Here is a 17,510-nt window from a genome sequence, read left to right as displayed (position 1 = left end):
ATGGAAATTTTACAAAAACCAATATTAACCGAAAAAGCTTCTGCGTTAACCGAAAAAGCAAACCGTTTTACTTTCAGAGTAGATCATAGAGCTAATAAGTTGCAGATTAAATCGGCCATCGAAAAAATGTACGGTGTTAACATTATTGCCTTAAATACTATGGTAGTTGTAGGTAAGTTAAAATCAAGAAACACTAAAGGTGGTATCGTATCGGGTCGTAGCCCGAAATACAAAAAAGCTATTGTTACATTGAAAGATGGTGAAACAATAGATTATTACGCAAATATTTAATACAGAATATAATTATAACTATGGGCTTAAGAAAATTTAAACCAGTCACTCCCGGAACCCGCTTTAGGGTAGGCGCAAGCTTTACGGAGATTACAGCAACCAAGCCCGAAAAATCATTGGTTGTATCTTCTAAGAAATCGGGAGGTCGTAACAATACAGGAAAAATGACGATGCGCTACATGGGCGGTGGTCACAAAAAATCTTATCGTTTAATTGATTTTAAACGCGATAAGTTTGACATTCCAGCTACAGTAGCTACTATTGAATACGATCCAAACCGTACCGCACGTATTGCACTATTGCATTATGTTGATGGCGAGAAGCGTTACATTATTGCACCAGAAGGGTTGCAAGTTGGAACAACAGTGCTTTCGGGTGACACAGCTACTCCAGAAGTAGGTAACACTTTGAAATTGTCAAATATCCCTTTAGGGTCTATTGTACACAATTTAGAAATTCATCCAGGTAAAGGTGCGCAATTGGCACGTAGCGCAGGTGCTTATGCACAGCTTGCAGCTAGGGATGGTAAATATGCAACGATTAAAATGCCATCAGGCGAGGTAAGATCTATCTTGGTTACCTGTTTAGCAACAATCGGAGCTGTTTCTAACTCTGATCACGCTAACGAAGTACTTGGTAAAGCAGGTCGTAGCCGTTGGTTAGGTCGTCGCCCAAGGACTCGTCCGGTAGCGATGAACCCAGTAGATCACCCGATGGGTGGTGGTGAAGGTCGCTCTTCAGGTGGTCAACCTCGTTCAAGAAACGGAGTTTACTCTAAAGGCTTCAAAACCCGTACATTGAAAAAATACTCAAATCGTTTCATCATAGAGAAAAGGAAGAAATAATGGCTCGTTCGATAAAAAAAGGACCTTATATTGACCATAACGTAGAGAAAAAAGTAGTCTCTATGAATGATTCAGGCAAAAAGTCTGTGATCAAAACTTGGTCTCGCAGATCAATGATATCACCAGATTTTGTTGGTCATACATTTGCAGTACATAACGGTAATAAATTTATACCGGTATACGTAACAGAAAACATGGTTGGTCACAAACTAGGAGAATTTGCTCCAACCAGAACATTTAGGGGTCACTCTGATAAGAAAAAATAATTAAGAGATGGAAGCACTAGCGAAATTAAACAATTGTCCAACCTCACCACGTAAGATGCGTTTGGTTGTAGATCTAATCAGAGGTGAGCGTGTAGAGAAAGCTTTACATATTTTAAAATTTACCAATAAAGATGCAGCAATAAGAGTTGAGAAACTGTTATTATCAGCCATCAAAAATTGGGAATCGAAAAATGAAGGCTCTCGCCCTGAAGAAAATCAATTATACGTGAAAACGATAATGGTAGGCGGTGGTCGTCAGTTAAAAAGACTTAGACCAGCTCCTCAAGGCCGTGGTTACAGAATACGTAAGCGTTCAAACCACGTTACCCTAATAGTAGATAGTAAAAACGTTGAAACTCAAACTAATTAACAGAAATGGGACAAAAAGCACATCCAATAGGTAACAGGTTAGGAATCATCAGAGGTTGGGATTCTAACTGGTTCGGTGGCAACAACTATGCTGATAAATTAGTTGAGGACGAGAAAATAAGAAAATATCTTTCTGCACGTATTGCAAAAGGTGGAGTAGCTAAAGTAGTAATCGAGCGTACGTTAAAACGTATTACCGTTACTATCCATACTGCTCGTCCTGGTATTGTAATCGGTAAAGCAGGCGCTGAGGTTGATAAAATCAAAGAAGAGTTAAAGAAATTGACTAAAAAGGAAATTCAGATTAACATTTTCGAGATTAAACGCCCTGAGCTTGATGCACAATTAGTTGCAGAAGGTGTTGCAAAACAACTAGAGGCTAGAATCTCTTTCCGTAGAGCAATGAAATCTACTATCGCATCAACCATGCGTATGGGTGCTGAAGGTATCAAAATAATGACTTCAGGTCGTTTAGGTGGTGCTGAGATGGCTCGTAGCGAACAGTATAAAGAAGGAAGAATTCCTTTGCATACATTCCGTGCAGACATTGATTATGCATTAGCAGAAGCTTTAACTACTTATGGTAAAATAGGTGTTAAAGTATGGATCTGTAAAGGTGAGGTTTACGGTAAACGTGATCTATCTCCAAACATCGGTGCTGCGAGCAATGCTCCAGGCAAAGGTGGCGACAGACCTCAAGGTGCTTTTGGCGGCCGTGATGGCGGTAGAGATAACAGAGGCGGTGGCGACAGAAGGAATGACAAACGCCCTGGTGGTGGTGGTCGTCCGGGTCAAGGCGGCCCTGGTGCGGGTGGAAGAGATAATAAAGGTGGTGGTGCCAATAGAGGTCCACGCAAATAGTTAACAGATCGTTTAACGATAATATTAAAATAAAATGTTACAGCCAAAAAGAACGAAGTTCAGAAAGATGCAAAAAGGCAGAATGAAAGGTTTAGCAACTCGTGGTGCTGAATTGTCATTCGGTTCTTTCGGGATTAAATCTCTAGAGGCCACTTGGATTACAAGTCGCCAGATAGAAGCAGCCCGTATTGCGGTAACTCGTTTCATGAAACGTGAAGGTCAAGTTTGGATTAGAATTTTCCCGGATAAACCGGTAACTAAAAAACCAGCTGAAGTACGTATGGGTAAAGGTAAAGGTGCTCCAGAATATTGGGTAGCTGTTGTTAGACCCGGACGTATTATTTTTGAAGCAGAAGGTGTGCCTTTAGAAATTGCTAAAGAAGCATTAAGATTAGCCGCTCAAAAATTACCTATTCAAACAAAATTTGTAGTACGTAGAGATTACGTAGAAGCATAAAAAAGTTTAGGGATCAATGTTGTAAATGACTTGTTGTTATAACCGCTAGACCCGAACATAAAAATTAATAAAATGAAGAACTCAGAAATCATAGGGCTTTCAAAAGAAGAACTAGTAGCTAAGATTGCAGAAGAAAGAGAAAACTTGGTAAAGTTAAAATTTGCACATACAATTTCGGCTATAGAAAATCCAACTCGTATTACAAGAGTTAGAAAAGACATTGCCCGATTAAACACTGAATTGACTAAGCTTAACAATGCTGAGTCTGCAACTGAAACTAAATAACTTTAGAGTCGAAATGGAAAGACAATTAAGAAAAACAAGAACCGGATTGGTAGTAAGCAACAAAATGGAAAAATCTGTTGTTGTGGCGGTTGAACGTAAAGTGAAGCACCCAATCTATGGTAAGTTTGTTAAGAAAACTACCAAATTTATGGCTCACGACGAGAAAAACGAATGTGGTATCGGTGATACGGTATTGATACAGGAGACTCGTCCTCTGAGTAAAAACAAGAACTGGAGATTGGTACAAATTTTAGAAAGAGCTAAATAAGATGGTACAACAGGAATCACGATTAAACGTAGCCGACAATAGCGGCGCAAAACAAGTATTGGTTATCCGTGTACTTGGCGGGACTGGCAAAAGATATGCTTCTATAGGCGACAAAATTGTTGTTACTGTAAAAAGCGCTTTGCCATCTGGTAACATTAAAAAAGGAACAGTTTCTAAAGCAGTTGTAGTAAGAACGAAAAAAGAAATCAGACGTAAGGATGGTTCTTATATTCGCTTTGACGATAATGCAGCGGTATTGTTGAATGCTCAGGATGAGCCACGTGGTACACGTATTTTTGGCCCGGTAGCAAGAGAACTGCGTGAAAAACAATTCATGAAAATTGTATCATTAGCACCGGAGGTATTATAATATGAAAAATAAAGTAACACAAACCAAAGCAAAGATCCGTAAAGGTGATTTAGTAAAGGTTATAGCTGGCGATTCAAAAGGCCAACAAGGTAAAGTACAAGAAGTACTTGTTACCAAAAATAGGGTGGTAATTGAAGGTATCAATATGGTATCAAAACATACTAAACCAAACGCTGCAACACCAAATGGTGGTATAATTAAAAAAGAGGCTGCTCTTCATATTTCTAATGTACAGTTAGTTGATCCAAAATCTGGTAAAACTACCCGTGTTGGCAGAAAATTAAATGCTGACGGAAAATTAGTAAGAGTTGCTAAAGTATCAGGGGAGGAAATCAAATAATGGCATACGTACCAAGATTAAAAAGCAAATATAAAGAGGAAATTGTGGTTGCTCTTAAAGATAAGTTCAATTACAAAAGCATCATGCAGGTTCCTAAATTGGAGAAAATTGCCATCAACCAAGGTGTTGGTCGTTATTCTGTAACTGATAAGAAAGTTATGGATAGCTCTATCTTAGAAATGAGTACCATTGCTGGTCAACAAGCAGTAGGAGCGAAATCTAAAAAAGATATCTCGAACTTTAAGTTACGTAAAGGAATGCCTGTTGGTGTTAGAGTAACTTTACGTGATAATAACATGTACGAGTTTTTAGATCGATTAATTTCTGTAGCTTTGCCTCGTATCCGTGATTTCAAAGGTATCAATGATAAAGGATTTGATGGAAAAGGTAATTATACTTTAGGTATTACTGAGCAGATCATTTTCCCAGAGATTAACATCGATAAAATCAGCAAAATTTTAGGTATGGACATTACATTTGTAACGTCTGCTGCTACTGATGTTGAAGCATTGGAACTTTTAAAACAATTTGGATTACCATTTAAAAATCAAAAAACAGAGCAATAATGGCAAAAGAAGGTGTAAAAGCTCGCGAAATTAAGCGCCAAAAAATGGTGGCTAAATATGCAGATAAACGTGCAGAATTAAAAGCTGCAGGTGATTACGAAGGATTAGATAAGTTACCAAAAAACTCATCGGCTGTGCGTTTACACAACCGTTGTAAATTAACTGGTCGTCCTCGTGGATATATGCGTACTTTTGGTATCTCAAGGGTGATGTTCCGCGATATGGCTTTAGCAGGTAAAATACCTGGAGTTAGAAAAGCTAGCTGGTAATAAACGAGTTATAAGTTTGGAGTTATAAGTTGTAAGTTGTATTTTTGCAGCCCTTACAACTTATGGCTTTTTAGCGCATAACAATAATCAGAATTTAACCGATAGAAGGTCCAATCGCCGGGTGGCAAGCGGATACCACTATCACAAAACAATAATAATGAATACAGATCCAATCGCAGATTATCTGACAAGAGTAAGAAATGCTATCAAAGCAAATCACAGAATTGTTGAGATCCCTGCCTCAAACCTTAAAAAGGAAATTACGAAAGTACTTTTTGACAAAGGTTACATCGCAAACTACAAGTTTGAAGACACTACCACTCAAGGCGTAATCAAAATCGCTTTAAAGTACAATGCAATTACTAAAATCTCTGCTATCCGTACGTTAACCCGTATCAGCAAACCAGGTTTAAGACAATATGCAGGCGTAGAAAACATGCCAAGAGTATTAAATGGTTTAGGTATCGCAATCTTATCTACTTCTAAAGGTGTAATGACCGATAAAGAAGCAGCCAAATTAAACATTGGTGGTGAGGTATTGTGTCACGTTTATTAATTAAAGGAGGATAGCACAATGTCAAGAATAGGAAAAAATCCAATCAACGTACCTGCTGGTGTAACGATAACTGTTTCTAATGAGAATTTAGTAACTGTTAAAGGACCAAAAGGAGAGTTATCTCAACAAGTAGATGCAGATATCACAGTAACACTAGAAGATAGTGTTTTAACTGTTGTACGTCCAACTGAACAAAAAAGACATAAAGCCCTTCATGGCTTATATCGTTCTTTGATCAACAATATGGTTGTTGGTGTTACAGAAGGTTATAAAATAGAACAAGAATTAGTAGGTGTGGGTTACCGTGCTACTAACCAAGGTAATACCTTGGATCTGGTTTTAGGTTATTCTCACCACTATGTATTCCAATTGCCACAAGAAATTAAAGTAACCACCACATCTGAAAAAGGTCAGACTCCTAAAATTATTTTAGAGAGTATCGATAAACAATTGATCGGCCAAGTAGCAGCAAAAATCCGTTCGTTACGTGCACCAGAGCCATATAAAGGTAAAGGTATCAAGTTTGTTGGTGAAGTGTTAAGAAGAAAAGCAGGTAAATCAGCTTCTAAAAAATAATTAAAATGGCAGGAAAAAAATTATCTCGTAGAGATCGTATCAAAAAAGGTATCAGAAAAAGACTTACTGGATCTGAAAACCGTCCACGTTTATCAGTTTATAGAAGTAATAAAGGGATTTATGCTCAAATTATTAACGATGTAACTGGTAACACAATAGCTTCAGCATCATCTTTATCTAAAGATTTTACTGGTAAAGGAAACAAATCTGAACAATCTGTAGCTGTAGGCAAGTTAGTTGCCGAAAAAGCAATTGCAGCTGGTGTGAAGGAAGTTGTTTTCGACAGAAATGGGTATTTATACCATGGTCGTGTTAAATCGTTGGCAGAAGGTGCCCGCGAAGCTGGTTTAGTATTTTAATCTAAGAAATAGGATAAGATGTCAACTATCAATATAAAAAGAGTTAAGACTAGCGAAATCGAATTGAAAGATCGTTTAGTTAGCATACAACGTGTTGCCAAAGTAACCAAAGGTGGTCGTACTTTCAGCTTTTCAGCCATTGTGGTTGTTGGAGATGAAGCAGGTGTTGTTGGTTATGGTTTAGGTAAAGCGAAAGAAGTTACGGAAGCGATTGCTAAAGGTATCGATGATGCAAAAAAGAACTTGGTAAAAGTTCCAATTTTGCACGGAACGGTGCCTCATGAGCAAATCGGTAAATTCTCTGGCGGTTTCGTTTTGATTAAACCTGCAGCTGTAGGTACCGGTGTAATTGCTGGTGGTGCAATGCGTGCGGTATTAGAGAGTGCTGGTATACATAACGTATTGGCAAAGTCAAAAGGTTCATCAAATCCACACAACGTGGTAAAAGCAACAGTAGATGCTTTAACCAAAATGCGTGATGCTTATACAGTAGCACAGCACCGTGGTGTAGATTTAAACAAAGTTTTTAACGGATAAGATCATGGCTAAAATTAAAATAACCCAAATCAAAAGCATTATCGATAGAAGCGAGCGCCAAAAAAGAACAATGAAAGCATTAGGTTTAACTAAAATGAACCAAAGTGTAGAAGTTGAGGCTAACGCTGCCATTATCGGAATGGTGAGAGCAGTTAATCACTTAGTAGCGATTGAAGCTATATAATTAGTAAGAAATCTGTTCTGAAGATTTATTTTCTGAACAGATTTTATTTATTTATCGTTGATCCTGATTAGTGAAAGCGAAGGACAACACAACAAGTTTAATAATGGACTTAAGTAATTTAAAACCCGCAAAAGGTTCTACAAAAAAAATAAAAAGAATTGGTCGTGGTCAAGGTTCTGGTCGTGGTGGTACTTCCACTCGTGGTCATAAAGGAGCTGGTTCACGTTCTGGTCATAAAACGAAAATAGGTTTCGAAGGTGGTCAAATGCCACTACAACGTCGTGTGCCTAAGGTAGGTTTCAAACCTATTAACCGCACTGAATATGTTGGGGTTAATTTAGATGTACTACAAGGTTTAGCAGAGAAATTTAGCTTATCAAGCATTGACTTTGCCGCTTTACAAGAGCATGGTTTAGCTTCTAAAAACGACCTGGTTAAAATCTTAGGCCGTGGTGAAGTTACAGCTAAATTAGAAGTTACAGCTCATGCTTTTTCTGCAACTGCACAGAAAGCCATCGAAGCTGCTGGAGGCTCAATCGTAAAATTGTAAATTAATGAAGAAGCTATTTACTACTTTAGGTAATATTTGGAAAATCGAAGAATTAAAGACCCGTATTTTATTTACGGTTATGATTCTTTTGATCTACAGGTTCGTTTGTCAAGTGGTTCTACCTGGTGTAGATCCTGCTCAGTTAGTTAATACTCAAGCAAAAACAGGTATTTTAGGCTTGTTGGATATGTTTGCAGGTGGAGCTTTTTCTAAAGTATCTATTGTAGCATTAGGTGTTATGCCGTATATCTCAGCCTCAATTGTTGTACAGTTGTTGGGTATTGCAGTGCCTACTTTCCAGAAAATGCAAAAAGAAGGAGAGAGTGGCAGAAAGAAGCTAACACAAATTACACGTTACCTAACCGTTGCTATCACATTGGTGCAATCTGTAGGATATGTTAAAACTCAGATTTTAACCCCTCACCCAGCCGCAAGATTGATAGAATCATTACCATTATTCTATATTTTAACCGCGTTTGTGTTAACTGCCGGTACATTATTTGTAATGTGGTTAGGTGAGAAAATAACCGACAAAGGTATTGGAAACGGTACATCATTAATTATCATGGTGGGTATTATCGCCCGTTTACCAACAGCAATGATGCAGGAGATTTCTTCGCTTTTTGCTGGGAACGACGGACAATTGATTAAACTGGTACTTGAAGTGGTTGCGTTATTTGCCGTAGTAATGTTTACTATTCTTATTGTTCAAGGGGTGCGTAAAGTGCCTGTTCAATATGCAAAAAGAATTGTGGGCAACAGACAAGTTGGTGGTGTTAGACAATATATTCCTTTAAAGGTTAACGCCGCTGGGGTAATGCCTATCATTTTTGCTCAGGCCTTAATGTTTATCCCGAGCGCATTGATCGGAATGTTTCCTGATCGATTAAGTGATACATTTTTGCACAACTACCAAGACATCACATCAGTAACCTATAGTGCGACATTTGCATTTTTAATTATTGCCTTTACTTTTTTCTATACGGCAATTACGGTTAATCCTACGCAAATGTCTGATGATATGAAAAAGAATGGCGGTTTTATTCCAGGCGTTAAGCCAGGTTTAGCCACTTCATCTTTTATTGATGATGTAATTTCTAAGATTACTTTCCCTGGATCTTTATTCTTAGCTATTATCGCTATTCTTCCTTCATTAGCCGTTAAGTTTGGTATACAGAATGAATTTGCACACTTTTTTGGGGGTACGTCACTGCTAATTTTAGTGGGTGTAGTTTTAGATACCTTACAACAGATCGAAAGTTATTTATTGATGCGTCACTATGATGGTTTGATGAAAACCGGAAGAGTTACTGGCCGTACAGGAATTCCTGCTGCCGGTAGTGGTGCAGCACTTTAATTAGTCACAAAGTGATGCCTTTGGCACTAATTAACAAATTGACTAATTGATACTATGTCTAAAATTTATTATAAATCTCCGGAGGAGGTAGAATTAATAAGAGAAAGTTCTTTACTTGTTTCGAAGACACTGGCAGAGGTTGCGAAAATAATTGAGCCGGGGATAACTACCCTTGCGTTGGATAAAATGGCCTATGAGTTTATTAAAGATCATGGTGCAATACCAGCTTTTTTAAATTATGGAGGATTTCCCAATTCGTTATGTATTTCTCCTAATGATCAGGTTGTCCATGGATTTCCAAATGATTATGTCATTAAGGAAGGTGATTTGATCTCCGTAGACTGTGGAGTGATAAAGAACGATTTTTTTGGAGATTCAGCCTATACATTTTCTATTGGAGAGGTTGATGCCGAAAAGCAAAAACTAACCAAGGTTACACAGGAATGTTTAAGCCTTGCGATAGAAAAGGCAGTTGTTGGAATGCGAATTGGTGATGTGGCATTTGCCGTACAGAACCATGCAGAAAGCAATGGCTTCGGAGTAGTTAGAGAATTAGTAGGACATGGTGTGGGGGTTAAGCTCCATGAAAAGCCCGAAGTACCAAATTATGGTAAACGTGGTCATGGAATTAAATTAGAAGAAGGAATGGTGATTGCTATCGAACCTATGATCAATGCAGGAACAGCTGCCATTAAATTCTGGAATGATGGATGGACAGTTACCACGAGAGACAATAAACCTTCGGCACATTTTGAACACACGGTTGCGATCAAAAAAGGGAAAGCGGATGTTTTATCAACCTTTTCATTGATTGAAGAAGTTTTAGATAAAAAAAGATAAAAAATTAAAAATTTTTATTTAATTTTGCAACCCTGTTTAATAGCAGCTAATTAAGTAAAAATCAATATAATATGGCTAAACAAGCCTCAATTGAACAAGACGGAGTAATAAGAGAAGCATTATCGAATGCGATGTTTCGAGTTGAACTCGAGAACGGTCATGAGATTATCGCTCATATTTCTGGAAAGATGAGGATGCACTACATCAAAATTCTTCCTGGAGATAAAGTTAAATTAGAGATGTCGCCTTATGATTTATCAAAGGGCAGGATTACATATAGATACAAGTAAAAGTGATTTATCATGGGCTGAGGCTTATGATAGCCCCCAGAGGGTTCATTGGAACTTCATTACCAAAGAAAAAAACAAAAAGCAATGAAAGTTAGGTCATCAATTAAAAAACGTAGCGCTGATTGTAAGATTATTCGCCGTAAAGGTAAACTTTACGTAATTAACAAGAAAAATCCTAAATACAAACAACGTCAAGGGTAATTAAAGAATTTGTAATATACCGTACAACGGTGGCCCGCCGTTCGGAGTTACTAAAAAAGATAAATATAAATATGGCAAGGATTTCAGGTATAGATTTACCAAGAAACAAAAGAGGTGAGATCGGATTAACCTATATCTACGGAGTAGGTAGATCTACTGCTCAGAACATTTTAACTGAAGCAGGTATAGATTTCAACAAAAAAGTACAAGATTGGTCAGACGAAGAGTTGTCTGCTATCCGTACAATTATTAATGATGGCATTAAGGTAGAAGGTGCATTACGTTCGGAAGTTCAATTGAACATCAAGCGTTTAATGGATATCGGCTGCTACCGTGGTCTACGTCATAGAAAAGGTTTACCTGTTCGTGGTCAACGTACCAAGAACAATTCTCGTACTCGTAAAGGAAAGAGAAAAACCGTTGCTAACAAGAAAAAAGCTACTAAGTAATAATTGATAGATATGAGATATGAGATACGAGATGTGTTAAACATCTCAGAAATCTACTCAAATCTGGAATAAAGGATAATAATAAAGGTATTGAGTGCCGAGGTAGGGTTAATCTTATCTCACTTCTCATATCTCAAATCTAAAAGAAAAAATGGCTAAAAGTAAAAAAGTTACCAAAAAACGTATTGTTGTTATTGAGTCTGTAGGTCAGGCGCACATCAATGCTACGTTCAACAATATCATTGTTACCCTAACAAATAATAACGGTCAAACTATTTCATGGTCTTCTGCAGGTAAAATGGGATTTAAGGGTTCTAAAAAGAACACTCCATACGCTGCTGGCCAAGCTGCATCTGATTGCGGTAAAGTAGCATTTGATTTAGGTCTGCGTAAAGTAGAAGTATTTGTTAAAGGTCCAGGTTCAGGCCGTGAGTCTGCAATCAGAACTTTACAAGTTGCGGGTATTGAAGTGACCTCTATTAAAGATATCACTCCACTTCCACACAATGGTTGTCGTCCCCCTAAGAAAAGAAGAGTTTAATTATTTATTTTTTAAAGCTAAGAGTCACCCGATACAGTTGGGATGATACTTTAAAATCACAAACAAAATGGCAAGATATACCGGACCCAAGTCCAAAATCGCCCGTAAGTTCAGAGAGCCTATTTTTGGCCCTGACAAAGTACTAGACAGAAAAAACTATCCCCCTGGCCAACATGGCGCTTCGAAAAGAAGAGGAAAGCAATCTGAATATGCAGTACAGTTAATGGAAAAACAGAAAGTAAAATACACTTATGGTGTGTTAGAAAAACAATTCCGTAACTTATTTACAAAAGCTTCATCTCGCGAAGGTATCACTGGTGATAACTTATTGCAATTATTAGAAGCACGTTTAGATAATACAGTTTATAGATTAGGTATCGCTCCAACCCGTTCAGGTGCACGTCAATTGGTTAGCCACAAGCATGTAACTGTTAATGGTGAGGTAGTAAATATTCCATCATATCAATTAAGAGCTGGAGATGTAATTGCTGTACGTGATAAATCTAGATCATTAGAAGCCATCACTAATTCTGTAGCAGGAAGAATGATCAATAAATTTAATTGGTTAGATTGGAATGCAAGTGAGTTAAGCGGTAAGTTTTTAGCTTATCCTCAACGTGATGAGATCCCAGAAAATATTAAAGAAAATCTTATAGTAGAGTTATACTCTAAGTAATAAAACTTGTTAAAGCCCTCGTGGCTTTAACTTTTTCACGTTACACATTATTTATATAACGATCTAAAAACATTATAAATGGCAATTTTAGCATTTCAGAAACCCGATAAGGTAATCATGCAGAAATCAACTGATTTCGATGGTCAATTTGAATTTCGTCCTTTAGAGCCCGGTTTCGGTGTAACAATTGGTAACGCCTTAAGAAGAATTCTACTTTCTTCTTTAGAAGGTTTTGCTATCACTAGTATTCGTTTTTCTGGCGTTTCTCATGAATTTTCTACCATGAAAGGTGTTGTAGAAGATTTAACTGAAATCATCCTTAACTTAAAACAAGTACGTTTTAAAAAAGTTGGTGATTCTGGAGATTCAGAAAAAGTATTCATCATTGTTAACGGTCAAGATCAGTTCTTAGCCGGTGACATTACAAAATTCTCTAACAATTTCGAGGTGTTAAACCCTGATTTTGTAATCTGTAACATGGAGAAATCAGTTACTTTAGAGGTAGAATTAACTATCAATAAAGGTCGTGGTTATGTTCCAGCAGAAGAAAATAAAATTACTGATACCGTAGTTGGTGTAATCGCAATCGATTCGATCTTTACTCCAATGAAAAATGTAAAATATACGATTGAAAACTATCGTGTTGAGCAAAAAACGGATTACGAGAAATTAATTCTAGATATTTCTACCGATGGATCTATCCACCCGGAAGAAGCATTGAAAGAAGCAGCTAAAATCTTGATCCAACACTTTATGTTATTCTCTGATGAGAACCTTGTATTAGAATCTCAAGCTAAAGAAGAAACTAAAGAAGTGGACGAAGAAATTTTGCATATGCGTAAAATCCTTAAAACCGAATTGGTAGATCTAGATCTTTCTGTTCGTGCTTTAAACTGCTTAAAAGCAGCGGATATTCGCACTTTAGCTGATCTAGTTTCTTACGATGTTGCTGATATGTTAAAATTCAGAAACTTCGGTAAAAAATCTTTAACCGAAATCCAAGAATTGGTAAAATCTAAACAACTATCGTTTGGAATGAACCTTTCTAAATTTAAGTTAGACGAAGAATAGACTCGCTAAGCGCTAAGCGCCATGCGCCATGCGTTGCGAAAGCAACTAATTATTCACTGTGTATAATTCCCTCAGATTAAGTTCAACGAGACGGTATACACTTTATAAAACAAAAAATGAGACACGGTAAAAAACACAACCATTTAAGTAGAACAACTTCGCACAGAAAAGCGATGTTGGCTAATATGGCTTCATCACTAATCAAACACAAGAGAATTTCAACAACTTTAGCTAAAGCAAGGGCTTTACGTGTGTATATTGAGCCTATTATTACAAAATCTAAAAACGATACAACCCACTCTCGTCGTACCGTATTTTCATATTTACAAGATAAAGAAACTGTTACCGAATTATTCCGTGACGTTGCCGCTAAAGTTGCCAACCGCCCAGGTGGTTACACTCGTATTATCAAATTAAACAACCGTTTAGGTGATAATGCCGAAATGGCCTTGATCGAGCTAGTTGATTATAATGAAATTTATGGTAATGATGCTGCAGCTGCAGAAAAGAAAACTACACGTAGAGGTAGAAGCAAAGCGAAAAAAGTTGATGCTCCTACTGCTGAAGCAAAAGCGCCTAAAGCCGACGCTGTTGTAGAAGATGCTACAGTTGTTGAAGATGCAGTTGTTGAAGAAGCTCCAGCGAACGAAGGTGAAGCTGTTACCGAAACAGCTATTGAAGAAGCTCCAGCGAACGAAAGTGAAGTTGTTGCCGAAACAGAAGTTGTTGAAGAAGCTGTAGAAGAAACTCCAGAAGCACCTGCAAGCGAAGGCGAAACTACTGCTAAGGAAGATCCTGAAGCTCCAAAAGCATAACTAGATTATAAGATCTTAGGATTAAAAGCCCTTTAGAAATTTCTAAAGGGCTTTTTTGTGGTTCTATCTGCCATCTCCATCCAGCAAATTGCCTAATCCTCCTAGCAAACTACCTTCTTCTCGTCTAGATCCCGTAGAAAATGATAGGATCCTACTAGCTAAACGACTAATTGGAAGAGTTTGAATCCATACTTTTCCCGGACCTCTTAATGTAGCAAAAAATACCCCCTCACCGCCAAATATTGTATTTCTTATGCCCCCAACAAATTGAATGTCATAATTAACCTCTTTGGTAAAAGCTACAATACAACCAGTGTCTATTTTAATTAATTCTCCAAATTGTAATTCTCTTTCGAGAACATGGCCACCGGCATGAACAAAAGCCATTCCATCCCCTTCTAACTTCTCCATTATAAAACCCTCTCCGCCAAATAGACCTGTACCCAATTTCCTTTGAAATTCGACACTGATGGAAACTCCCTTTGCCGCACATAAAAATGCATCTTTTTGACAGATGATTTTTCCGCCAAGTTTTAAAAGATCTAGTGCGATGATTTTTCCAGGGTAGGGAGAGGCAAAACTTACTCGTTTTTTACCTTGAACAACATTGGTATAGGCAGTCATAAATAAGCTTTCGCCCACTAATAATCTTTTACCAGCGCTAAACAGCGTCCCTAACAATCCACTTTGTTGTGGGCTTCCGTCGCCAAATATGGTTTGCATCTGTATGCCATCGTCCATCATCATAAAGGCTCCAGCTTCTGCTATTGCCGTTTCGTTAAGGTCTAATTCTATTTCTACATACTGCATCTCCTCGCCGAAAATGCGATAATCTATTTCATGGTTGCTTATCATGATTATTATTTTAACAATTAATCTTACACTTTTACATTTTCCATTCCATACTGTTTTAAGACATCGTTAGGAACACCCGCCCACTCATTCGGTACATTGCCCACATAGCCAATATCTTTCACTCCAATTTCGCTAGTATAAAATCCGGAAGCAGTTAAGCTTCTCATTCTATTAAAAAAAGCTACGCCCGCTTGCATTTCGGGCTTTGCCTTTTTAGGATAAGCAATTTCATCAATTATGGTTAATTGTTCTTTAGCCGAAGCTTCAACAAAAGATTTATTAAATCGATTAAAAGATTGAATGTCAAGCCATTTAAGTCCGCCACGCATTGGAACCTGATGGTCTGGTATATCTTTTACGATAAACTCGATAAAATCTGGCACTTTCGCCTCGGATGCACTTCCAGAAAAATCATCTTTTGGGATGATAATATCAGCCAACACTGTAATTGTGGCCATTTCATGCTCGGTGAAAAAGGTTTCTGATGTTAACTTTTTATTCCGGTCTATTTCCCATTGCTCTCTTCCCGCTTCTTTCTCGGCTTCTTTAGTTGGGGCAACTTTTTCTTTACTGGGTTTACACGCTCCAATAAGCACTGTTGTACTTAATGCGGTTAAGCCTATGGCTTTTAAGGAATCACGTCTATTCATAATTTTCCTTTAAATGTTTTGTTTTTTCTTTTCTGATAGGATATATTCAGCAGTTCTCATAGAAAGCGCAAGGATAGTCCAGGTAGCATTTTTATCACCCTGTTGCACAAAAGGTGCAGCATCAACCACAAATAAATTCTTACACTCATGGGCTTGGCAATATTTATTGAGTGCAGATTTATTGGGATCATCGCCCATTCTAATGGTTCCTACTTCGTGAATGATTTTTCCGGGAGCCTCTAATCCATAATTGCTTTCAGCTCCCTCAATTTTAGAGGTAACAATACCGCCCATCTCTTTCATTATCGATAAGAAGGTCTCTTGCATATGCTTAGCTTGAAGAATCTCTTCTTTCGCCCATTTGTAATGAAATCTTAATACTGGAATGCCGTATTTGTCAATCATATCCGGATCAATTTCACAATAATTATCTGCTCTGGCTATTGCTGTGCCTCTACCTGCCATATTTACCCCAGTGCCATAAAAACGGCGATAATCATCTTTTAATGACGCTCCATATCCACCAGCTTCCTTTGTTTTCCCATTTCTGTCGGGTACCATCCCATTCATAGTAGTAACACCACCACCAAAACCATAGGATGGTATGCGCATTCCGCCACCATATTCGATATGATAGCCCCGCGGGAAATCAAGTTTCTTATTATCTAGCCACCAAGGCGAATAGATGTGGACACTTCCTACACCATCTTCGTTATACCGTTTTCTATCCATTAATTGGGGAAGGAAGCCAGACACACTCGCGCCAGTAGAGTCGTGAAGGTATTTACCTACAACACCGCTGCTATTGGCTAATCCATTTGGGTGATGGGAGGATTTCGAATTGAGAAGTATTCTTGCCGATTCGCATGCACTAGCTCCGAGAATTACGAGCTTTCCATTTACCTGATATTCTTGCAGATCCTTTCGGTTAACATACGATACGCCTTTTGCTACTCCATCCTTATCTACCATAACTTCTCTAACCATAGCATCGGTAATTACCGTTAAGTTACCCGTTTTTACCGCCGGGATAACCAAGCACGATGAGGCAGAAAAATCTCCGTACACTTTGCAGCTCCGTCCACACTGTCCGCAATAAAAACATGGCGCCCGATCATCATTCCCCTTAATAGCCTCTGTCATTACCGCACCCCTACCTGCAATTACCGGAACGCCAGCTTTTTGGGCTCCTTTTTTAATGAAAAGTTCATTTAAACGAGGTTTAGGTGGTTTCATAAAAATCCCATCGGGTTCACTTTGTATACCTTCAACCGTACCATAAATCCCGATCATCCTGTCTACTTTATCGTAAAAAGGTTTAAGATCCGCGTAGGTTATTGGCCAGTCGTCCGTTAATCCATCAGTAGGCTTAAAATCTTCTGGCCCCATACGTAACGAAATTCTTCCCCAATGATTGGTACGACCACCTAACATTCGCGACCTGAACCATTCGAATTCTGTTTTATCTTTAGTGGTATAGGGCTCGCCATCCAATTGCCAACCTCCATATGAAGCATCAAAATCTCCAAAAGGTCGAGTAGTTCCTGCGCCTCTACGGGGGGATTCCCATGGCCATTTTAACTGTTGAGCATCAATTCGTGGGTCGAAATATTCCCCAGCTTCTAGCATTAAGACTTTTTGACCGGCATTTGCCAATACATAGGCGGCCATTCCACCTCCAGCTCCTGAGCCAACAACAATGGCATCGTATACCGTTGTAGATTTTTTGATTTGGAAATCATTCATTATAAAATGTATAGAGTGTTTAGTTATCCTAATTTAAACTAAATTTTGTGAAATGAAAGAATTATACTCA

30 protein-coding genes are annotated in these 17,510 nt (G+C 38.1%); 27 read left to right on the top strand and 3 right to left on the bottom strand.

The genetic code is table 11. From position 1 onward, the window contains the following. The 27 genes from rplW to rplQ all read left to right on the top strand — a co-directional run bounded on the left by rplW (position 1) and on the right by rplQ (position 14,189). Entirely contained in the window at positions 1-291 is a 291-nt protein-coding gene (gene rplW / locus AC6H0V_RS11390) for a 50S ribosomal protein L23 (protein ID WP_131555068.1), read from the top strand. Positions 292-311: 20 nt separating this feature from the next. Continuing rightward, positions 312-1,136, top strand: coding sequence for a 50S ribosomal protein L2 (gene rplB / locus AC6H0V_RS11385; protein WP_497560302.1), 825 nt, complete (start codon positions 312-314; stop codon positions 1,134-1,136). Then, on the top strand, positions 1,136-1,402 hold the full coding sequence (gene rpsS / locus AC6H0V_RS11380; protein WP_055130480.1) for a 30S ribosomal protein S19: 267 nt from the start codon (positions 1,136-1,138) through the stop codon (positions 1,400-1,402). The genes rplB and rpsS overlap by 1 nt, the downstream gene beginning before the upstream one ends. Before the next feature lie 7 nt (positions 1,403-1,409). Next, the gene (rplV, locus tag AC6H0V_RS11375) at positions 1,410-1,772 is read left to right on the top strand and encodes a 50S ribosomal protein L22 (protein ID WP_497560301.1); all 363 of its coding nucleotides are present in this window, start codon (positions 1,410-1,412) and stop codon (positions 1,770-1,772) included. A gap of 5 nt (positions 1,773-1,777) precedes the next feature. Further along, positions 1,778-2,632, top strand: coding sequence for a 30S ribosomal protein S3 (rpsC, locus tag AC6H0V_RS11370; protein ID WP_497560300.1), 855 nt, complete (start codon positions 1,778-1,780; stop codon positions 2,630-2,632). 34 nt (positions 2,633-2,666) lie between these two features. Then, positions 2,667-3,089, top strand: coding sequence for a 50S ribosomal protein L16 (rplP, locus tag AC6H0V_RS11365; RefSeq protein ID WP_090992924.1), 423 nt, complete (start codon positions 2,667-2,669; stop codon positions 3,087-3,089). A gap of 72 nt (positions 3,090-3,161) precedes the next feature. Continuing rightward, on the top strand, positions 3,162-3,374 hold the full coding sequence (gene rpmC / locus AC6H0V_RS11360; protein ID WP_497560299.1) for a 50S ribosomal protein L29: 213 nt from the start codon (positions 3,162-3,164) through the stop codon (positions 3,372-3,374). Between the two features lie 13 nt (positions 3,375-3,387). Next, positions 3,388-3,642 carry a 30S ribosomal protein S17 gene (gene rpsQ, locus AC6H0V_RS11355; RefSeq protein WP_497560298.1) on the top strand — a complete coding sequence of 85 codons (255 nt, stop codon included), beginning with the start codon at positions 3,388-3,390 and terminating at the stop codon, positions 3,640-3,642. 1 nt (position 3,643) lies between these two features. Further along, complete coding sequence (gene rplN, locus AC6H0V_RS11350; protein ID WP_041878524.1) at positions 3,644-4,012, top strand: 50S ribosomal protein L14; 369 nt, start codon at positions 3,644-3,646, stop codon at positions 4,010-4,012. Between the two features lies 1 nt (position 4,013). Beyond that, a complete protein-coding gene (rplX, locus tag AC6H0V_RS11345) occupies positions 4,014-4,352 on the top strand; it encodes a 50S ribosomal protein L24 (RefSeq protein ID WP_497560297.1) in 339 nt (112 codons plus the stop codon). Continuing rightward, the gene (gene rplE, locus AC6H0V_RS11340; protein WP_497560296.1) at positions 4,352-4,918 is read left to right on the top strand and encodes a 50S ribosomal protein L5; all 567 of its coding nucleotides are present in this window, start codon (positions 4,352-4,354) and stop codon (positions 4,916-4,918) included. Before rplX ends, rplE begins: the two co-directional genes overlap by 1 nt. Further along, on the top strand, positions 4,918-5,187 hold the full coding sequence (gene rpsN / locus AC6H0V_RS11335; RefSeq protein WP_497560295.1) for a 30S ribosomal protein S14: 270 nt from the start codon (positions 4,918-4,920) through the stop codon (positions 5,185-5,187). Before rplE ends, rpsN begins: the two co-directional genes overlap by 1 nt. Before the next feature lie 157 nt (positions 5,188-5,344). Further along, on the top strand, positions 5,345-5,743 hold the full coding sequence (gene rpsH / locus AC6H0V_RS11330) for a 30S ribosomal protein S8 (RefSeq protein WP_131555078.1): 399 nt from the start codon (positions 5,345-5,347) through the stop codon (positions 5,741-5,743). Between the two features lie 18 nt (positions 5,744-5,761). Further along, the gene (gene rplF / locus AC6H0V_RS11325; RefSeq protein ID WP_497560294.1) at positions 5,762-6,319 is read left to right on the top strand and encodes a 50S ribosomal protein L6; all 558 of its coding nucleotides are present in this window, start codon (positions 5,762-5,764) and stop codon (positions 6,317-6,319) included. Between the two features lie 5 nt (positions 6,320-6,324). After that, positions 6,325-6,678, top strand: coding sequence for a 50S ribosomal protein L18 (gene rplR / locus AC6H0V_RS11320; protein WP_497560293.1), 354 nt, complete (start codon positions 6,325-6,327; stop codon positions 6,676-6,678). Between the two features lie 18 nt (positions 6,679-6,696). Continuing rightward, positions 6,697-7,215 (top strand): 30S ribosomal protein S5, encoded by a 519-nt coding sequence (gene rpsE, locus AC6H0V_RS11315; RefSeq protein ID WP_497560292.1) that lies wholly within the window; start codon positions 6,697-6,699, stop codon positions 7,213-7,215. 4 nt (positions 7,216-7,219) lie between these two features. Then, positions 7,220-7,399, top strand: a complete 180-nt coding sequence (rpmD, locus tag AC6H0V_RS11310; protein ID WP_497560291.1) for a 50S ribosomal protein L30 — start codon at positions 7,220-7,222, stop codon at positions 7,397-7,399. A 103-nt stretch (positions 7,400-7,502) separates the two neighbouring features. After that, positions 7,503-7,949, top strand: a complete 447-nt coding sequence (gene rplO, locus AC6H0V_RS11305; protein WP_497560290.1) for a 50S ribosomal protein L15 — start codon at positions 7,503-7,505, stop codon at positions 7,947-7,949. Between the two features lie 4 nt (positions 7,950-7,953). Further along, positions 7,954-9,306, top strand: coding sequence for a preprotein translocase subunit SecY (gene secY, locus AC6H0V_RS11300; protein WP_497560289.1), 1,353 nt, complete (start codon positions 7,954-7,956; stop codon positions 9,304-9,306). A gap of 54 nt (positions 9,307-9,360) precedes the next feature. Next, entirely contained in the window at positions 9,361-10,146 is a 786-nt protein-coding gene (map, locus tag AC6H0V_RS11295) for a type I methionyl aminopeptidase (protein WP_497560288.1), read from the top strand. A 71-nt stretch (positions 10,147-10,217) separates the two neighbouring features. After that, entirely contained in the window at positions 10,218-10,436 is a 219-nt protein-coding gene (gene infA / locus AC6H0V_RS11290; protein WP_008244555.1) for a translation initiation factor IF-1, read from the top strand. Between the two features lie 84 nt (positions 10,437-10,520). After that, positions 10,521-10,637 carry a 50S ribosomal protein L36 gene (gene rpmJ, locus AC6H0V_RS11285; protein WP_010599887.1) on the top strand — a complete coding sequence of 39 codons (117 nt, stop codon included), beginning with the start codon at positions 10,521-10,523 and terminating at the stop codon, positions 10,635-10,637. A 71-nt stretch (positions 10,638-10,708) separates the two neighbouring features. Further along, entirely contained in the window at positions 10,709-11,086 is a 378-nt protein-coding gene (gene rpsM, locus AC6H0V_RS11280; RefSeq protein WP_497560287.1) for a 30S ribosomal protein S13, read from the top strand. 151 nt (positions 11,087-11,237) lie between these two features. Beyond that, on the top strand, positions 11,238-11,627 hold the full coding sequence (gene rpsK / locus AC6H0V_RS11275) for a 30S ribosomal protein S11 (RefSeq protein WP_025145207.1): 390 nt from the start codon (positions 11,238-11,240) through the stop codon (positions 11,625-11,627). A 67-nt stretch (positions 11,628-11,694) separates the two neighbouring features. Beyond that, the gene (rpsD, locus tag AC6H0V_RS11270; protein ID WP_497560286.1) at positions 11,695-12,303 is read left to right on the top strand and encodes a 30S ribosomal protein S4; all 609 of its coding nucleotides are present in this window, start codon (positions 11,695-11,697) and stop codon (positions 12,301-12,303) included. Positions 12,304-12,381: 78 nt separating this feature from the next. Further along, entirely contained in the window at positions 12,382-13,374 is a 993-nt protein-coding gene (locus AC6H0V_RS11265; protein WP_090992908.1) for a DNA-directed RNA polymerase subunit alpha, read from the top strand. A 116-nt stretch (positions 13,375-13,490) separates the two neighbouring features. Beyond that, positions 13,491-14,189, top strand: a complete 699-nt coding sequence (rplQ, locus tag AC6H0V_RS11260) for a 50S ribosomal protein L17 (RefSeq protein WP_497560285.1) — start codon at positions 13,491-13,493, stop codon at positions 14,187-14,189. A 63-nt stretch (positions 14,190-14,252) separates the two neighbouring features. Here the strand turns inward: rplQ and AC6H0V_RS11255 are convergent, their stop codons facing one another. From AC6H0V_RS11255 to AC6H0V_RS11245, 3 genes are read right to left on the bottom strand one after another with little or no spacing between them, the layout of a single operon-like run. Beyond that, a complete protein-coding gene (locus tag AC6H0V_RS11255) occupies positions 14,253-15,044 on the bottom strand; it encodes a TIGR00266 family protein (protein WP_497560284.1) in 792 nt (263 codons plus the stop codon). Positions 15,045-15,067: 23 nt separating this feature from the next. Continuing rightward, complete coding sequence (locus AC6H0V_RS11250; RefSeq protein ID WP_497560283.1) at positions 15,068-15,694, bottom strand: gluconate 2-dehydrogenase subunit 3 family protein; 627 nt, start codon at positions 15,692-15,694, stop codon at positions 15,068-15,070. Positions 15,695-15,703: 9 nt separating this feature from the next. Next, on the bottom strand, positions 15,704-17,440 hold the full coding sequence (locus AC6H0V_RS11245) for a GMC oxidoreductase (protein ID WP_497560282.1): 1,737 nt from the start codon (positions 17,438-17,440) through the stop codon (positions 15,704-15,706). Positions 17,441-17,510 lie beyond the last annotated feature (70 nt).

The organism is Pedobacter sp. NO84, assembly GCF_059703915.1.
This window is presented reverse-complemented; position numbering and strand designations above follow the sequence as displayed.

Excerpts from the sequence above, each read along its gene's own strand:
- rplW (WP_131555068.1), top strand. The coding sequence starts at position 1 with ATGGAAATTTTACAAAAACCAATATTAACCGAAAAAGCTTCTGCGTTA.
- rplB (WP_497560302.1), top strand. The coding sequence starts at position 312 with ATGGGCTTAAGAAAATTTAAACCAGTCACTCCCGGAACCCGCTTTAGG.
- rpsS (WP_055130480.1), top strand. The coding sequence starts at position 1,136 with ATGGCTCGTTCGATAAAAAAAGGACCTTATATTGACCATAACGTAGAG.
- rplV (WP_497560301.1), top strand. The coding sequence starts at position 1,410 with ATGGAAGCACTAGCGAAATTAAACAATTGTCCAACCTCACCACGTAAG.
- rpsC (WP_497560300.1), top strand. The coding sequence starts at position 1,778 with ATGGGACAAAAAGCACATCCAATAGGTAACAGGTTAGGAATCATCAGA.
- rplP (WP_090992924.1), top strand. The coding sequence starts at position 2,667 with ATGTTACAGCCAAAAAGAACGAAGTTCAGAAAGATGCAAAAAGGCAGA.
- rpmC (WP_497560299.1), top strand. The coding sequence starts at position 3,162 with ATGAAGAACTCAGAAATCATAGGGCTTTCAAAAGAAGAACTAGTAGCT.
- rpsQ (WP_497560298.1), top strand. The coding sequence starts at position 3,388 with ATGGAAAGACAATTAAGAAAAACAAGAACCGGATTGGTAGTAAGCAAC.
- rplN (WP_041878524.1), top strand. The coding sequence starts at position 3,644 with ATGGTACAACAGGAATCACGATTAAACGTAGCCGACAATAGCGGCGCA.
- rplX (WP_497560297.1), top strand. The coding sequence starts at position 4,014 with ATGAAAAATAAAGTAACACAAACCAAAGCAAAGATCCGTAAAGGTGAT.
- rplE (WP_497560296.1), top strand. The coding sequence starts at position 4,352 with ATGGCATACGTACCAAGATTAAAAAGCAAATATAAAGAGGAAATTGTG.
- rpsN (WP_497560295.1), top strand. The coding sequence starts at position 4,918 with ATGGCAAAAGAAGGTGTAAAAGCTCGCGAAATTAAGCGCCAAAAAATG.
- rpsH (WP_131555078.1), top strand. The coding sequence starts at position 5,345 with ATGAATACAGATCCAATCGCAGATTATCTGACAAGAGTAAGAAATGCT.
- rplF (WP_497560294.1), top strand. The coding sequence starts at position 5,762 with ATGTCAAGAATAGGAAAAAATCCAATCAACGTACCTGCTGGTGTAACG.
- rplR (WP_497560293.1), top strand. The coding sequence starts at position 6,325 with ATGGCAGGAAAAAAATTATCTCGTAGAGATCGTATCAAAAAAGGTATC.
- rpsE (WP_497560292.1), top strand. The coding sequence starts at position 6,697 with ATGTCAACTATCAATATAAAAAGAGTTAAGACTAGCGAAATCGAATTG.
- rpmD (WP_497560291.1), top strand. The coding sequence starts at position 7,220 with ATGGCTAAAATTAAAATAACCCAAATCAAAAGCATTATCGATAGAAGC.
- rplO (WP_497560290.1), top strand. The coding sequence starts at position 7,503 with ATGGACTTAAGTAATTTAAAACCCGCAAAAGGTTCTACAAAAAAAATA.
- secY (WP_497560289.1), top strand. The coding sequence starts at position 7,954 with ATGAAGAAGCTATTTACTACTTTAGGTAATATTTGGAAAATCGAAGAA.
- map (WP_497560288.1), top strand. The coding sequence starts at position 9,361 with ATGTCTAAAATTTATTATAAATCTCCGGAGGAGGTAGAATTAATAAGA.
- infA (WP_008244555.1), top strand. The coding sequence starts at position 10,218 with ATGGCTAAACAAGCCTCAATTGAACAAGACGGAGTAATAAGAGAAGCA.
- rpmJ (WP_010599887.1), top strand. The coding sequence starts at position 10,521 with ATGAAAGTTAGGTCATCAATTAAAAAACGTAGCGCTGATTGTAAGATT.
- rpsM (WP_497560287.1), top strand. The coding sequence starts at position 10,709 with ATGGCAAGGATTTCAGGTATAGATTTACCAAGAAACAAAAGAGGTGAG.
- rpsK (WP_025145207.1), top strand. The coding sequence starts at position 11,238 with ATGGCTAAAAGTAAAAAAGTTACCAAAAAACGTATTGTTGTTATTGAG.
- rpsD (WP_497560286.1), top strand. The coding sequence starts at position 11,695 with ATGGCAAGATATACCGGACCCAAGTCCAAAATCGCCCGTAAGTTCAGA.
- AC6H0V_RS11265 (WP_090992908.1), top strand. The coding sequence starts at position 12,382 with ATGGCAATTTTAGCATTTCAGAAACCCGATAAGGTAATCATGCAGAAA.
- rplQ (WP_497560285.1), top strand. The coding sequence starts at position 13,491 with ATGAGACACGGTAAAAAACACAACCATTTAAGTAGAACAACTTCGCAC.
- AC6H0V_RS11255 (WP_497560284.1), bottom strand. The coding sequence starts at position 15,044 with ATGATAAGCAACCATGAAATAGATTATCGCATTTTCGGCGAGGAGATG.
- AC6H0V_RS11250 (WP_497560283.1), bottom strand. The coding sequence starts at position 15,694 with ATGAATAGACGTGATTCCTTAAAAGCCATAGGCTTAACCGCATTAAGT.
- AC6H0V_RS11245 (WP_497560282.1), bottom strand. The coding sequence starts at position 17,440 with ATGAATGATTTCCAAATCAAAAAATCTACAACGGTATACGATGCCATT.